Annotated in this window: 14 protein-coding genes; all 14 read right to left on the bottom strand. The window is 46.2% G+C overall.

The window, feature by feature from the left end; all coding sequences use genetic code 11:
- Positions 1-195: 195 nt before the first annotated feature.
- Complete coding sequence (locus FE296_RS29575; protein ID WP_124114554.1) at positions 196-804, bottom strand: GNAT family N-acetyltransferase; 609 nt, start codon at positions 802-804, stop codon at positions 196-198.
- Between the two features lie 5 nt (positions 805-809).
- Entirely contained in the window at positions 810-1,199 is a 390-nt protein-coding gene (locus tag FE296_RS29580) for an Asp23/Gls24 family envelope stress response protein (protein WP_150367360.1), read from the bottom strand.
- 165 nt (positions 1,200-1,364) lie between these two features.
- Positions 1,365-1,841 carry a hypothetical protein gene (locus FE296_RS29585; RefSeq protein WP_150367361.1) on the bottom strand — a complete coding sequence of 159 codons (477 nt, stop codon included), beginning with the start codon at positions 1,839-1,841 and terminating at the stop codon, positions 1,365-1,367.
- On the bottom strand, positions 1,838-3,856 hold the full coding sequence (locus tag FE296_RS29590) for a S9 family peptidase (protein WP_150367362.1): 2,019 nt from the start codon (positions 3,854-3,856) through the stop codon (positions 1,838-1,840). Before FE296_RS29590 ends, FE296_RS29585 begins: the two co-directional genes overlap by 4 nt.
- A 21-nt stretch (positions 3,857-3,877) precedes the next feature.
- Complete coding sequence (locus tag FE296_RS29595; protein WP_150367363.1) at positions 3,878-4,807, bottom strand: ABC transporter permease; 930 nt, start codon at positions 4,805-4,807, stop codon at positions 3,878-3,880.
- Positions 4,808-4,823: 16 nt separating this feature from the next.
- Positions 4,824-5,741 carry an ABC transporter permease gene (locus FE296_RS29600; protein ID WP_091016560.1) on the bottom strand — a complete coding sequence of 306 codons (918 nt, stop codon included), beginning with the start codon at positions 5,739-5,741 and terminating at the stop codon, positions 4,824-4,826.
- A 101-nt stretch (positions 5,742-5,842) separates the two neighbouring features.
- Positions 5,843-7,408: an ABC transporter substrate-binding protein gene (locus FE296_RS29605; RefSeq protein ID WP_150367364.1), complete on the bottom strand. Its 1,566-nt coding sequence runs from the start codon at positions 7,406-7,408 to the stop codon at positions 5,843-5,845.
- Entirely contained in the window at positions 7,405-8,616 is a 1,212-nt protein-coding gene (locus FE296_RS29610) for a M20 metallopeptidase family protein (protein WP_124114548.1), read from the bottom strand. Before FE296_RS29610 ends, FE296_RS29605 begins: the two co-directional genes overlap by 4 nt.
- Entirely contained in the window at positions 8,613-9,365 is a 753-nt protein-coding gene (locus FE296_RS29615; RefSeq protein WP_150367365.1) for a FadR/GntR family transcriptional regulator, read from the bottom strand. Before FE296_RS29615 ends, FE296_RS29610 begins: the two co-directional genes overlap by 4 nt.
- Before the next feature lie 268 nt (positions 9,366-9,633).
- Positions 9,634-10,347 carry a glycosyltransferase family A protein gene (locus FE296_RS29620; RefSeq protein WP_150367366.1) on the bottom strand — a complete coding sequence of 238 codons (714 nt, stop codon included), beginning with the start codon at positions 10,345-10,347 and terminating at the stop codon, positions 9,634-9,636.
- Between the two features lie 151 nt (positions 10,348-10,498).
- Complete coding sequence (locus FE296_RS29625; protein ID WP_091030909.1) at positions 10,499-11,596, bottom strand: Gfo/Idh/MocA family protein; 1,098 nt, start codon at positions 11,594-11,596, stop codon at positions 10,499-10,501.
- 12 nt (positions 11,597-11,608) lie between these two features.
- Positions 11,609-12,532: an AraC family transcriptional regulator gene (locus FE296_RS29630; protein WP_223869091.1), complete on the bottom strand. Its 924-nt coding sequence runs from the start codon at positions 12,530-12,532 to the stop codon at positions 11,609-11,611.
- A 24-nt stretch (positions 12,533-12,556) separates the two neighbouring features.
- Positions 12,557-13,561, bottom strand: a complete 1,005-nt coding sequence (locus tag FE296_RS29635) for a Gfo/Idh/MocA family protein (RefSeq protein WP_150367367.1) — start codon at positions 13,559-13,561, stop codon at positions 12,557-12,559.
- Between the two features lie 553 nt (positions 13,562-14,114).
- The gene (locus FE296_RS29640; protein WP_190945634.1) at positions 14,115-15,365 is read right to left on the bottom strand and encodes an MFS transporter; all 1,251 of its coding nucleotides are present in this window, start codon (positions 15,363-15,365) and stop codon (positions 14,115-14,117) included.
- Positions 15,366-16,090 lie beyond the last annotated feature (725 nt).

Here is a 16,090-nt window from a genome sequence, read left to right on the forward strand (position 1 = left end):
CTATACCACACCCCTGTCAAGTACCTGCTTAATCACCCACAAAAGTCAAGTTACTTTTTTTATGAGAAAAATCTGAAAACTAAAAAAGGGACGCATAAAGCGCCCCTCCAGCTCACACTTTTAACTGTTCCAATGTAGGCTTATATATGTGAAACTCTCCAGTTTGCTGCTTTTTTCTATTCGTATCAGAAAACATTACACCAGATTTTTGGACATCCTGTACAGGGATAACGACGGTTTATTGATTTCCCCTACTCTCTGGTATCCCAAACGCTCGTAGAGTTTAATAGCTAGTAGATTTTCCTTTTTAACTGTAAGTGAAGATTTGGATAGACCTTGTGTTATAGCTTGCTCCTCAGCAAAATGAATGAGGTGTGTCCCTACACCAAGTCCTCTGCTTTCAGGCAACGTAGCCAATGTTCCGATGTGGTACTCATCGTCCTCCGCTTCTTTTAATGTCACCATGGAGTAAAACTCTTTCCAGTGTTGGAGGTTATACTTAATCAGGCTCCATTTACGAAGTTCAAACAGTTTGGAGAACGTTGGCAAAGCGAGTTTGTTCATTATAGTGGTCGGATAACACATGATCATGCCCAGCGTTTGGTTACCCATTTTAGCTTCATAAGCATATTGGTGACTGAATCGGTTCTGATTCGAACGCCATAACTTGTTGAATGTTTTTTCTATAATGCCTTTATCCTTGGTACCTGCAAGCGAATAGGCCATATATTCAAGTGCCATCTGATTTAGTTGCCCGCCGACTAATGATTGTGGACTGGCTTTTATTATGGAAATTTTATTCATCGCTGTTACTCCCCTAGGTAGCTGAAATTGGACCAAAACCTCGCAGCAGGTTGGTTGAATGATAATCCCTCAACGATCACATTCACCGTACCAATCGTTAATCCGGTCAGCTGTTCCACATGCAATCTCACATTGTGTTGCAATTCCCTGCAGACTTCATGCACTTTCGTTCCATAACGAACCACAACCTTTAAGTTAATCTCCAGTCTGGATTCTACGTTGCGGATCGCTATGCCATTTTGCAGACTTTTCCCGCTCCACTTTTTGGTGATCCCTTCTACAAATCCTGTCGACATGGAGTAAATCTCACTGGTAGTATTCGCGATCTTGCCAACAATTTTGGAGATCACATCATTCGATATTTGAATTTTCCCCAGAACATTTTGAATGGACATCCCATGTCCTCCTCTTTGTACCTGTATTTTTGATAGATAATAATATCATTTAATATAAATATAAATCATACAGAGTCCGATTTCAACTTTTTTTAATTCAGTCGTCCACATTTCTAACTGTACATACCAAAAAAGCCACGATCACCGCGGCTTCTGTTGGTCATACTATGGGAATTTCAATTGAATACGAACAGGAATGTGGGAGGATGACTCGCCCTCTGTTCTGCCTTCTTCTGCTGCCTCTGTTTCTTCTACTTGCACGTTCCACTGTCTGCCAATTAACGATTGCAGCACTTCAATCTCTTGTACGGTCAGATGAATATGCTTCAGTGACAGTTCATCTTGAACATAATCCCGATCCACCTTACGGTCAAACCGGAAATCAAGCAGTCTCTTCAAGCCGTTAATATGCAAAAACTTGAACTCATAACCTTGACGTATCGCCTTTTCCCAATCGTCTCCGATATCAGCTGCTGTCTGTAATCTTTCATCAAAATCCATCGCGGATTCCTTAACCAAAGGTAACAACTGGGAATAGTCCCGACGTTGTAACCTTTCAATTATCACTTCTCCCGGTAACCCACTTGTCAGAACATTCTCTACAAGAAGCCCGACAGGAATGGACAGCTGAGTTCGACTCATTGCTCGCCCTCCTCCATCCCGAGATACTGATTGAACCAGGCATTTACCTGTTCGAAGCTATCGATCCGAAGTGAAGGTTTACCGCTTTTGAGCAAACTGTGGTTGGAACCTGGATAACGAATCAGTTTGGTCTTTTTGCCGTATCGTTTTAGCGTAGTATATAATTCCTCCGCTTGCGCAATCGGTGTCCGATAGTCCTGTTCCCCGTGCATGATCAGTAGCGGCGTCTCAATGTGATGTGCATGAGCAAGAGGTGAGCGGGACCACAGGAATTCAGCGTTTTCCGCCGGATTACCACCGATGACTCCCTCGACATAGGAGATACCGATATCACTCGTTCCATACATGGACAACCAGTTGGAGATGCAACGCTGGGTTACAGCCGCCTTGAAGCGGTGTGTATGTGCTACAATCCAGTTGGTCATCACTCCGCCATAACTGCCACCCGCTACACCCAGACGTGATGCATCAAGGAAATCGTATGTAGCCAGGGCATAATCAACAGCTTCCATCAGATCCCGGTAATCACCTCCGGCAAAGTCACCACGGCAAGCTCTGGCAAACTCCTGACCGTATCCCATACTCCCGCGAGGATTGATCCACAGCACAGCATAACCTTGCGCAACGAGTGTCTGCATCTCATGACTATATGTTCCCGTATACATTGCGTGGGGTCCACCATGAATCTGCAAAATCAGTGGCAGTTTCCCATTGGTGTCACGTATTGCCGGTGTGGCTAACCAACCTTGAAGCGGCCATCCATCGGAGGACGTAAACTCTACACGGACTGGCACATTTACAGCCAATTCAGCCATGAATTCATCATTTCGCCGGGTGAGCCTGAACATCTCACCACTGTTGATATCCACGCGATATAACTCTCCAGGTTGTTCAGCAGTTAACGCAGCGATAACCAGCGACGTACCATCTGGCGTTAAGGTATACTGATACACATCCTTTTCACTAGCACCCGTCACCATTTGACAAGCTCCATCTTCTTGAATGCGGTACACGTCCACATTCCCATTATGCGTTCCAAGTACATACACACCACGTTCTGGATAATGGACATCCGAGATAGGAGAAGGTGATGCACCTGCAGACTTCATATCTCCCAATGCTGCGTTACCAATCTGCATATCTAACTGTGGTGCAATTATCCTGGGTTCCCCCCGATGAACAGGGACAGCGTATAAGCTGTTATGGCTCCCGCTCCCATACTCACGATCACTGGCGATTAGGATCAGTTGCTGCCCATCCGGTGAATAGGAAAACTGGCTCACCGCCAGACTGGAATCCGTTACTTTGAAGAGATCACTCTCTCCCAATCGAATGCTGTATACATCTGTAAAGTACAGCAGATCCGCATCGAGTTCCTCATCCTCCACTTGCTTGGATATGAAGGAAAGGTACTGGCTATCTGGCGACCATGCCGGAGCACTGATATTCCACAGCCCGGAAGTCACCTGTGTGATTTCCCCACTTCCGATCTCGTATACAAACAAATGGCTGTATTGACCATCCCACCAGCCAGCCCCTTCCGCCTTCGGCGTTGTACGCTCAAAAACCTTGCCTCGCAGTACAGGTGCAGACTCCTGTTGGGCGTCAGCTTTCTTCTGTTGATCATCCGGTTGCACTTTGCTGGTAAACGCAATGTACTGCCCGTTCGGTGACCAGATATAATTCAATATTTTACGTGCGGGAGAGATCAACATGACAGGATCTTTTTTACCCGGATCAAGAACCCATAGTCCCTTGCCCCCATCCACGGAGCGAATAAACGTGAGCTGTGTGCCATCCGGCGACCAAGCAGGTGAGGAATCTTTTGTTCCATCCGAAAGTGCAATATCTTTATCACCATCGAGCGAAATCCCTCGAATTTGCGTATTATATTCGTTTTTATCCTGATCTATGGTCTGTTCCACATAAGCCACTTGTCCGTTCGGGCTGACAACAGGCTGACTTATCCATCGATAGTGAACCAGATCCTCCGGCATAACTGGTCTTTGATTCATCTTCATGGCTCCCTTCCCTGTTTATTTTTGGGTTGTCTCCGTACGTGGATCAAGCACATCACGCAGCCAATCTCCAAGGAAAATAACACCGAGTACGGTAAATGTAATGGCTAGTCCCGGGAATGTAGCAACCCACCAGCTTGTAGCAACGTATTGTCTGCCATCACTGAGCATCCCTCCCCAAGATACATCGGGTGGTTTGATACCCAGACCCAGGAAACTGAGTGAAGCTTCCATAATAATTGTCGTGCCGACATTCATACCACAGATCACGATAAAAGATGAAAGGATATTCGGCAGAATGTGTTTCAGAATCAATCTTCCATTCTTCGCACCAATTGATCTGGCCGCATGAACAAAATCCCGCTCTTTGATACTTAGTACTTCACTTCTCACCACACGGGTGAATGGAACCCAGTTCGTCACCCCGATGACAAAGATCAACGTTGTAATACCCGGGCCAACAATCGCCATCACAACAAGCATGAACAGAATGGTTGGAATCGCCATAAATGCATCACCTACACGCATGATGACAGCATCCAGCCATCTCCCGTAGAATCCGGATACCAGCCCCAGAATCGCGCCAATGATTCCTGACACAATCACGGCACCCATCCCCACGATTAATGAAACTCGGGCACCATATACAATTCGACTCCACATGTCTCTACCCAGATTATCGGTACCCAGCCAGTATTCGGCCGTTCCGCCCTCAAGCCACGCTGGTGGTTTAAGTCGGTTGAGCGGATTAACCGCCGCCGGATCATGACTCGTCAATAGAGGTGCACCTATGGCAATTAACACAACCAACAATACAAGCACAGCACCAAACATTCCGGTCTTGCTGATGATCAGTTGTTGCCAGATATAACGAAATCCCGTTGGTGCACGCCCATTGTCTTGTTCCTGTTCTGTACCCGGAATTGGCATTTCATTGCTGCCTGTCATATGATTGCACCTCCTTCTAGTCGTATTTGATGCGCGGATCGAGTAGCCTGTAAGCTACATCCGTCAAGATGTTGATTACCACAACGATAACCGCAATGACAAACACCGCGGCCTGTACAATCGCCATATCATGTGTGTTGACTGCAACGACCAGCAACTGACCCAGTCCAGGCCAGGAGAACACCGTCTCCGTAATCAAGGTTCCCCCGATCAGACTTGTAAACTGCAAACTCATAATCGTCACGACCGGAATCAATCCGTTCCGAAATGCATGTTTCACAATGACAACCATTCGGCCAAGCCCCTTGCTGCGGGCTGTTCGAATATAGTCCTGATTCAGAATCTCCAGCATGCTGGAGCGAATCAGCCGGGTCATCTGCGCGGCCAGTCCAACGCCAAGCGTGAATGCCGGCAAGATCAGATGTGACAACCCTCCGCGACCAGATACCGGCAATACGCCCAGCATGACGGAGAACAAGAGGATAAGCATAATCCCCATCCAGAAGTTTGGCATCGCCTTACCAATGACGGATATTCCTGAAATGATGAGATCGGTAAACGTATTGCGTTTCACAGCTGAAATGACTCCAAGTGGCACAGCCATAAGTACGGCAAAAAACATGGCGGCTACAGCCAATTCAAAGCTGGCAGGTAATCTCTCCAGCACCAGCTCTAACGCAGGCTGATTGTAGCGAAAAGACTGACCAAAGTCTCCCTGTATCGCACTGCCCAGAAACTTCACGTATTGCGTATATAAAGGCTGGTCCAAACCAAGTGCCTGCGTCAAGACAGCACGATCTTCAGCGGTAGCCGTTTCAGGCAACATTAGCGCAACCGGATCACCGGTAACTCGAACCAAAATGAACACAATTAATGAAACAATGAACAGCACCGGAATGATCTGTAGTAATGACTTAAGTACGTATTTGCCCATTCCTTGTTCACCTCCCTTTTAAAAAAGAACGGCAGGAACATGGTTATCCAGTCCCTGCCGTTCACGGCCTATCTTTTCAATGACCGGTGTTATACCCGATGTTACTGTGCCACAGGTGTAATCTCGTCAGCATAGAACATCTCGTCACTGCGCGGCGCGAAGTTCACTTTAGCATTTGTTCCGTAGACACCTTCCATTTGGTACAGATATACGGCTGGGCGTTCTTCAGAGAAGATCTGTTGTACTTGCTGATACTCTTTCTCACGAGACGCAGGGTCCATGTTCACCAGTGCCGATTGAAGCAGTTTTTCTACTTCAGGATTGTTGTAGTCCGACTCGCCTTTTGCTTCTTCCAACATATAACGATTGTAGTTATTCGAAGCATCGAACAAGGAGTTACCGATACCAATCATGAAGATTTCTTTGAATGATTTGGAGCTGTAACGTTCACTGAATGCACTTGCTTCCAGGACATCCAGGTTGATTTTGAATCCGGCTTGTTCCAGCATGGCTGCAACAACTTCAGCTTGTTCTTTGTACTGTGCAGAAACGGAGAAAGTCATCTCGGCTTCACCTTCTGCATAGCCAGCTTCTTGCAGGAGCTGTTTGGCTTTTTCCTGGTCATAGAGTGACGTTTTGTACAATGAAGGATCAGCACCGAAGTTGCCTGGAGTTACAGACGTGCGGGTTACGATACCTGCTCCGCCGGCAATGCTGTCCACGATTCCTTGTTTGTCGATAGCCAAGTCAATCGCTTCACGTACTTTCGGATCAGCCGTGATGCTGCCTTCTGTCTGACGGAAGATCAACTGAAGCACACGTTGGATTGGCGCTTTGACAATCTTTTTATCTGCTTCGCCTTCGATTCGGGCAATGTCGGTGGACGGAATGGAAGACGCCACATCTACACCACCAGCAAGCAATTCGGATACGCGTGTGGAGGCTTCAGGAATAACGCGGAATACCACTTCATTCCATTTTGGTTCACCATCGAAGTAGTTCTCGTTTTTCACCAATTCCACACGATCATCTTTGGTCCATTTACTGAACTTGTAAGGACCTGTGCCTACCGGTTGTTTCAGGAAAGCATCGAATCCTTTATCCGCAATATATTTTGCCGGCAGAATACCAGCTCCCATTTTGGACAAACGATTCAGGAGCAACGGATCTGGACCATCCGTGATGATGTCTACGGTATAGTCATCCACCGCTTTAACTTCTACGATATTTTTGAAATAACTGTTTTGTTTCAGTGTCTCATCCTTGGCTACGCGCTCCAGCGTGTATTTTACATCTGCTGAAGTGAAAGGATCGCCGTTGTGGAAGGTTACACCTTCCCGCAACTTAAATCTCCATGTTGTATCATCAACCTGATCCCATGATGTCGCAAGTCCCGCCACTTTTTTCTGTTCACTGTCATTTTTGATCAGATAATCAAAAACGTTGACCAGAACTGCCTCACTGGAGGTGTTGTTGTTGTTGTGCGGATCGAAACTCTCAATATCTGTTGCCGCAGCAACGGTCAGTGTTGTACTTGCGCTTCCACTGCCCGTTCCTTCTGTTGCGGAACTATCATTCGTGCTTGTCGTTTTTCCTCCGCAAGCGCTGAGTACCATGACGACTGCCAGTAACGTGATCCACAAGCCTGTCCATTGTCTTTTTTTCATTGTGATTGCTCCCCCTCAGAAGTTGTATTCCTTGCCAAAAATTCAAGAGCTACTGCTGACAACATGCCCACACCATAAGGCATCGCTGTCTCATCGAGATCAAACATGGGATGGTGAAGTGGATAGCGAGTACGTTCCTCATCATTACCAGATCCTAGTCTGAAAAACACACCCGGAATCTGCTCACAATAAAACGCAAAGTCCTCGCCCCCTGTGGAGGGTTTGATATAGCTCCATCCCTTCTCCGCATTAACCTGATCACAAGTCTCTGTTAGCAGGTCAACCATGCCGAGATCATTCACGACAACAGGGTATCCATCGCCGTAGACAACTTCGCATCCTGCTCCAAAAGAATCACAGACCCCTTTAACAACCTGCTCGATCAAAGCTGGCATCCGCTCACGAATGGCAGGTGAGAGTGTACGAACCGTACCGATCATCTCCACTTCCGGGGCGATGGCTGTTCCCATATAACCTCCGGTGATTTTACCAATCGTGACTACTGCCGGTTCAAGTGGATCAACCATCCGACTGACGATATTTTGCAATGCGGTGATGACCTGAGCGGATACCGCGATCGCGTCAATGCCCTCATGCGGACGAGCTGCGTGGCCACCCTTGCCAAACACCTTGATAATCAAGGGATCAGCTGACGCAAACGCAACGCCTTGACTTACACCCAAGGTTCCCGTGTCCTGTCCAGGTGTCATATGTAATCCTGCGATGGCATCAACCTTCGGATTCTCCAGAACACCGTCCTGGATCATGGCTCTTGCCCCTGCAAGACCTTCTTCCGCTGGCTGGAAAATGAATTTGATGTTGCCTGATTTCGGTCTTCCAAGGCCAGTAAGCAGTTGGGCGGCTCCCATCAGGATTGAGGTGTGAGCGTCATGTCCACACAGATGGGCTTTGCCTTCTACTTGCGAACGGTATTCCACCGCTTTCTGATCCTGGATGGGCAAGGCATCCATGTCTGCGCGCAAGGCAAAGGTTGGTCCATCGGTCTCTCCGCGAAGCAGGCCTGTAACCCCGGTCTTTCCGACATTGCGTGTAACTTCGAGTCCCAGGCTTTCCAGATGCTCAGCTACGATAGCGGATGTGCGATGCTCCTCATAGCCGATTTCCGGATGCTGATGTAAATCTCTGCGCCAAGCACTTAACTGGGCTTGTAGTGGCTGAGCCAGCTGTATTAGTTCTGAACGATTCATTCGCTGTCATTCCCTTCATTTTTGTCCGATTCAGAAACCAAACGGGCATAGATTGCATCCGCCGAGAATTCGATATGCCTTTTCATTGTCTCCTTAGACTTGATGCTATCATGGGCTTTCAATGCTTCAAGAATCTCCATATGTACACCGTGATTGAGGGTACGTATCCGGTCATCATAAGGCATCAAGTCGAGCGCCGGATTAATTTTCGTCCGGATCTGTCTGACGGCTCTCTCGCAGTATGGATTCCCAGACGCTTTGGCGATGGCCAGATGAAATTTCACATCCAGCGCCCTGAACCATTCCCTTGTGCAGTCTGGCTCTATACTTTGTTCCATGTAACCCTCAAGCAGCTCCAGTTCGCCTGCGGTGATCCGCTCAGCAGCGAGAAAAGCTCCCTCCGGCTCGATGATGGTTCGATATTCAAACACCTTCAGCATCTGTGACCAATCCCGTTTAATTTCTTCTCTGGTCCGTTTATGCGAATTGGCTGTCAGAGGCAATACAAATGTTCCGCCTTTGGCACCCACCCTTTTCTCAATCAAGCCTTTCTCTTCCAGTGAAGAGAGTGCCTCACGAACGGTAATGCGGCTTACGTTAAAAATTTCTGCCAGATCTCGCTCGGCTGGAAGCTGTTCTTCACTCATCAATTCTTTCAAAATAATGGCTTCTTCCAGTTGTTCCCTAATGAATTCACTAACCTTTTTGGTGGATACTTTCTCAAAACGAAATGAAAACGTACTGGACATCTAAACACTCCGATCTGTATATGGTCTAGACCTTATACCATTAATATAATTCCGACTAAACTTATATGCAATACTTTTTTTCAAGTAAATTCATATTTTTTTCTCACCACCTCCAAATTGAAGCATTTTGGCACAAAAAAGACGCATCTACACACAGCAGATGCATCTTCGCTTTCGTTATTTGACGACACACGGGCACTACAATTACAGAACAGCCTTCCGATCCTGCTGAGTAACTTGTTTAGTTGAATATATCTAGCTCTCTCCGCTATAACTTTTTATTAGCATAGGGTCTGAAATCCTCTGTAACCGCAAGTTTTTTGCTTCCCTCTAGGTAAAAGCTGTCATCCGCTCTCCAAGTATGACTCTTTTTGTTCTGTCTGCGGTGATAGACATAATTATAAGGAGAGGTCGCGTACGCTTTGAATCCTCTTTTCCTGAATTGTCTCAGGAAGGTCACATCTTCCCCTATGGAACGGTCCGTGAAGCGTACTTTTTTCAAGATCTCTCTTTTGAATAAAATAGTGCCCCCTTGTACAAATTCAACCGGTTTGTTCTTTTCAGCCGGAGATCTGACCAGCAGTGTCTTGGAAGCGCCCAAGTAGACCAGGCACGAATGTTTACCCACAATATCACTTTTGGTCCGTCTAAGTTCTCTCACCTGTTCTGTTAAATAATACGGCGAATAGTAGTCATCATCATCGAATTTGGCAATCAACGAAAAGCGAGTCCTAGTGATCCCGGCGTTCAGACTTTGTCCTAATGAAATGCTCTCCGGAACCTGATATACATGAACATTGGCAAGATTCCGAACCCGGTTTTGGTATAATGCCAGATTCATACTGTCGTGATTCAGAACAATGATCAGCTCTTTGCTTTTATAAAGCTGCCGATTGTAATTTTGCAGGATGTTATCAAAAAATTGCGGCCGATTGGTACATACAACAATGGAAACACCATGACCCGTTTTGTGTTTAGTCAAGACATACCCTCTTTTCAGCTCATTTTTCTCTCATCATATGTGCCGAAATAGAGTCTGGTATGGACCAATAGCTAGTAACCAAAATACCCAAAAACCCTCTGTCTCCATTAACGAGACAAAGGGTTTTGTAATCTGTTGGTTTATGTCAATTCTATGCTTCGTTATTATTATTCAAATATACAGCCTTGCCTGTACGGGCAGATTCATAGAGTGCTTCCAGGATCTGAGATACAACGAGCGCTTGTTTTGGGGTAACGACTGGCTCCTGATCGTTCTCAATCGCTTCGATCCACTTTCTCATCTCCACATCCGGTGCGCTCTCGCTCTTGCCATCATAGAATGCTACCCCGCCTGCACTCAGTTCAATCTCGTTAGTATATAGACGGCTGAATTTCTCGCCATTGATGCGCAGTCCGTTCTTCATATCCGCACCCGCTTCGCTTCCGCTCAAGCTGCATTTGGCTTCATCCACATCCAGTGAGTTCAGTGCCCAACTGGATTCCAGCATGATCGTTGCTCCATTCTCCATCACAATCATGCCAAAGGCCGAGTCCTCTACGGAGAATTGTTTCGGGTCCCAAGGGCCCCAGGCATTGGCCGCATTTTCACGTTGCGAAAGCTCATGATAGGTCGTACCCAGCACAACTTTTGGTTGATAGTTATCCATCATCCAGAGCGTCAGATCAAGTGCGTGCGTACCAATATCAATCAGTGGACCGCCACCTTGCTTCTCTTCATCCAGGAAAACACCCCAAGTTGGTACTGCTCTACGTCTAATGGCATGTGCTTTGGCAAAATAGATATTCCCCAGATCACCCGCTTCGCACACCTTCTTCAAATATTGACTGTCTTCTCTGAAACGGTTGTTGTAACCGATGGTCAGTTTCTTGCCGGTACGCTCTGCCGCTTCCAGCATGAGCTGGGCTTCAGCAGAGGTCTTCGCCATTGGCTTCTCACACATGACATGTTTGCCGGCCTCCAGAGCAGCAATGGAAATCTCGGCATGAGAAATATTTGGCGTAAGCACATGCACAATGTCCAAAGACTCATCCTTGAGCAATTCCTGATAATCGGTGTAGACTTCAGCATCAGTAGAGCCATACTTCTGCTTGGCTTCATCTGCACGTTCCTGAACAATATCGCAGAAAGCCACCAGTTCAACATTATCCAGTTTACTCAGACTCGGAAGATGTTTACCATTCGCGATTCCACCACAGCCAATAATTCCGATACGATATACTTTACTCATATATATTCACCCTCACTTAAGTATTGGTTGTTTCATTTTACGAAAAGCTGATGGGGTCATCCCCAGACGTTTACGAAATACAGCATGCAAATAGTTGGCATTATTGAAGCCTGAAGCGAGAGCGATCTGTTCGATGGATACGTTACTTTCCTCCAGATTACGGCACACGGCACGCAGACGAATATCCTCCAGTACGCGGCTGAACGGCATCTCAGGCTGTACCTGATAGAAGATTCGCTGCAATTGTCTGCTGCTAATATGAAGTTTCTCAGCTACATGCTCCAGCGTGACCACTGTAGGGTGATTCGCCTCCATATACTGCACGGCATACTCATAACGATACGCCGACATGTCCCGAACAGGGGCCTCCGGTCGATTCCCACCGGTGTCGTATGCTCGCACGGTTTTGAGTAATATGCTAATGACCAGTTGCTTGATTGACGTATAATAACCTAACAATTTCTGATCACATGCCTCATAGGCTTCCAAAAAACAATGCATCGCGCGATGATAATCATTCACCGGAGTATGCGGAAGCGTTCTCAGCTTTTCAATCGTCTCCTCGGATTCAGCGGCTTCCCAAGGATCGACATGCTCTCTTGGCCTGTGAACAATATCCACATGAAGACAGAGTTCATCCATATCCTCTTTGGCGTCCGCCTCCTGATAATGAACGACACCCGGACCAGTCAAATACAGCATACCTTCCGAGAGTGCATGTGTCTGATCATCCAGAATAACTTTACCTTTACCTCTCGGGATAAAATGAAACTCAAACTCCGCATGATTATGGAAATCCACAACTCGGCCCGCTGGAAAAGAAGTCAGATGAAATCGCATCACACGAATCTCATAATGTCCCCAAACCATTAGAATATCCAGTCTCTCCAGGAGATCCTGCCGTTCAAGCATTTTCTCATAAGGATACAGGCTCAAGATTGCACACCTCCTTAATAAAACCTAACCCTTCAATTCATTCAGAGTGATTCTGCGCCCTTCTTTGGCAGAGAGATTCGCTGCTTCCATCAAACGGGTCAGCTCCATAGCGATTTGCACGTTTTCAGTTGCATCTGTATCATTTTGTATATGTGCGACCCACTGATTGAATGCGCTTTCCCTTTTGTCTGCCAAAGGAAGTTCAGTCCACTCTTCATACTGTCCCTGTGCTGCTTTTGTACGAATCAACAGCTTATCATCAGGTGTCCCGTACAGAAGGGTACCTTCCGTACCATGAACCTCAATCGTAAATGGAGAATGGCTGTTCACAAAACCAGCTTCAACAACGCCAACTGCTCCGGAATCCGTAAACAAGGTTGCAACAGCATTATCTTCAACTTCTTTGCCTGTAATGTATCCGAAGTTTGCATTAACCGCTGTTACTTCCTGACCCAGAAACAGTTTGGCCAGATACATTGGATGGCAGCCCAGATCAATCAGTGCACCGCCCTGACAATCCTTCAGATCATAGAAGTGTTCAGGTAACCAGTTCGAAATCGCTCCATCATGCGATAAACGCGCTCTAACATAAGTCACTTTGCCAAGCAATCCCTGGTTAAGTACATCCTGAATCGTGAGTGTATACCCTGCATTCAGACGTGGTAAAGAGACTGTCATCTTGACTTTGTTTGCCTTTACCTCATGAAGGATTCTGTTGGATTCCGCTTGTGTCGCTGCAATAACTTTCTCCGTGAAGATGTGTTTCCCTGCTTTTGCAGCAGCGGTGATCACTTCTTCATGGATGCGGGTTGGCGCATCTACAATAACGGCATCGATGTCATCCTTGGCCAGCATATCTTCGAGTGAAGCATAGAAGGGTACGTTTAAACGTTCAGCCGCTTCCTGTCCCCGCTTGGCATCTTCATCCCACACAGCGGCGATGACTGTATCTTCATGTTCCTGTGCCTGCTTGATGTAATCCCATGCGTGAACATGCCATAAGCTAATTTTCCCAATTCGAATGGTCAATGTATCTTACCTCCATACTATATAATATTCTGACATTTATCTATAAGTTATCATAGACTTAATGTATTTTTAATAGAAACTCACGACAATAAATGTATAAAATCACGACATATTATAGTGTTAGAAGTTAATGCTCAATAACAGGATTTGACTTGAATTTCAGGATTGACAATGCAGATAGTCATTGAAACTCAATTCTCATCTCTTCAAGTGCTCTTCGCCATAAACCTTGGCATAGTGTTGAAACAGCCGCTGTAATGTTGTCATCTGCTCCGAAATAACTTCGCTGTTCGTTCTAACTGTAAATACAGTGTGCAAGTATCATTGTCCCTCATGTTGTTTATAATCGACGCCCTCTTTACACTCATTTTGTTTATTATTTTAGGTGTGAAAATGAGCGTCTTCTTATAGGCTCTACTATCGGGATGCAATGAGTTACTACGATTAGATATAAAATATGGCTAATCCCTGATGAACCACCAGGGAATGAAGAAGAGCCGACCACTTTTTCATGGCTGGCTCTTCTCATAAAAATCTTATAGATATCGCGATATTATGTCTCTACAACAGTATGTGCGTTATTCGGGGCTTTTTGGTTCATGATCGGCACCATGACTAGTGCGCCGAGAAGAAATAATAATCCTGCACCGCCATAGATCGTACTCAGCGAAAAAGCATCCTTTAAAGCGCCTGCGAAGGACATGGAAATGACCATCATGCCAACGAACATCGGATTCAGAACCCCATTGACCCGACCAACGATGGAAGCATGTGACCATTTCAGAATCATTGTGCTAATCCCAATATGGATGCATGGGAACACAAGCCCATTCAGCAATTGAACAGTCAGGGTGAGCGGAACGCTCGTCGAATACCCTACAATAGCTGTGCAGAAAGCGCCTGCGATCATACCTATCGCAAGAAGAACCTGCGGTGGAACCCGTTTCGCGAAGACAGCTACGATTCCGCCACCAATCAGCATGGCTGCGCCATTCACCATCAGCAGATATTGCAGGAACTCCTTACTCCTGCCCAGCCGCTCCGTTACAATAAACAAGTTGAGAGCTTGGGCGATGCCAACAGCGAGTCCCGCGAGAATAAACGCGAGTCCGAGCATGCGCAGCACTTGGCTTTGCCAGACATAGCGGAAGCCTTCAATGAATTCTTTACGGAACTGCCCTTTTACAGCGGCCGTTTGTGCTTCCATATTATCCTCTGGCAGACGGATAAGGACGAGTGCGGAGAGCAAAAAAACCACACCCATGACAGCGATCGATGTTTCAAGACCAAACGTGCTGTATATGAACGTGCCCAGCATCGGCCCAAGCACCATAAAGATGGCCATCAGCGATTGGAACAGAGCCATCCCTTGCTGAAGCTGTTCTTCAGCCACATGATACTTAAACAATCGCATGCTTGAAGGCTGGGAGAACTGCGAAAGAATTGCCGAGATGAATGCGACAAGGTAGACGGATTGCCAAGAACCGTAATGTATGGTCAGAAGTACTACGAATACCGATACCGCGGATAATAAATCGCACCAGATCATCGTTCGCTTCGGCCGCCAGCGGTCGGCAAATGTACCTCCTATGAATGAAAAAACAAAAATAGGTGCGAACTCTGCTACGCTGATTAGTGAAATGGCGTATGGATCATTGTTTGTTCTTTCCGCAACATACAGGAGAATAGCGAAATTACGTACCCAGATGCCGATCTGCAGGAGCACGCTTGATAATAAAATCGTCTGCAGAAACCGATTGCGAAACAGGCTTGATGCATTGGTGCCCTTTTCATGCCTATTCAATCTTTTCAACCTCCAATTTGTCATAAAGATGCCCATCCTAAGTAATGATATGACGTCTCCTTTCAATTCTTAATTATATGGACATTATCGTCGTTCACCTCCTACTAAAGACTGAATTTACAGAGTACATATCCCAAAACTCCTATAGATTCTTGGGGGGGGGACTCCCCTCTTGAGCCAGTCGACGATTTCGCTGACATAACCGTGACTTCGAATAAGATTGCTAAAAAGATAGAGCCATCCAAACCAGGTAGATTTTATACATACTATCAATCAAAAGAAGCGGACTCTAGCTATTTTGCACTGATCCTCAAAGCGAAAAACTTGAGTACGGAAGGTATTACCGCAGACAAAATCGCGGAGGTCGGTCTGAAATACGACAATAAGTATGATTATGATACGTTTAGTACGATCGAAAAACGGGGCGGCGAAGACTTTACCTAGACGAACATTACTGATATAGACCCGCTCAAAACCGGAACGATTTACTATCTTGTAGAGATCCCGAATGAAGTGGCCAAAAGCGATAAACCGTTGAAAGCAGAAATTAAAATTCAGGATCAAACGTTTGAATATACAGTAAGATAAATACTTCATTCCAGATTAATCAAGAAGCCTTCGTTTGGTACTCAACTGAACGAAGGCTTCTTGATTATTTAAACGCTCGTTTTCATACAATGCCAATGGCAGGAAGGTGTTTGAATGGGACTGCTTTTGGTTTTCAA

The organism is Paenibacillus sp. UASWS1643, from assembly GCF_008693195.1.
Taxonomy (GTDB): Bacteria; Bacillota; Bacilli; order Paenibacillales; family Paenibacillaceae; genus Paenibacillus; species Paenibacillus amylolyticus_B.

Coding starts and splice junctions, on each gene's coding strand:
- FE296_RS29575 (WP_124114554.1), bottom strand. CDS start 804: ATGAATAAAATTTCCATAATAAAAGCCAGTCCACAATCATTAGTCGGC.
- FE296_RS29580 (WP_150367360.1), bottom strand. CDS start 1,199: ATGTCCATTCAAAATGTTCTGGGGAAAATTCAAATATCGAATGATGTG.
- FE296_RS29585 (WP_150367361.1), bottom strand. CDS start 1,841: ATGAGTCGAACTCAGCTGTCCATTCCTGTCGGGCTTCTTGTAGAGAAT.
- FE296_RS29590 (WP_150367362.1), bottom strand. CDS start 3,856: ATGAATCAAAGACCAGTTATGCCGGAGGATCTGGTTCACTATCGATGG.
- FE296_RS29595 (WP_150367363.1), bottom strand. CDS start 4,807: ATGACAGGCAGCAATGAAATGCCAATTCCGGGTACAGAACAGGAACAA.
- FE296_RS29600 (WP_091016560.1), bottom strand. CDS start 5,741: ATGGGCAAATACGTACTTAAGTCATTACTACAGATCATTCCGGTGCTG.
- FE296_RS29605 (WP_150367364.1), bottom strand. CDS start 7,408: ATGAAAAAAAGACAATGGACAGGCTTGTGGATCACGTTACTGGCAGTC.
- FE296_RS29610 (WP_124114548.1), bottom strand. CDS start 8,616: ATGAATCGTTCAGAACTAATACAGCTGGCTCAGCCACTACAAGCCCAG.
- FE296_RS29615 (WP_150367365.1), bottom strand. CDS start 9,365: ATGTCCAGTACGTTTTCATTTCGTTTTGAGAAAGTATCCACCAAAAAG.
- FE296_RS29625 (WP_091030909.1), bottom strand. CDS start 11,596: ATGAGTAAAGTATATCGTATCGGAATTATTGGCTGTGGTGGAATCGCG.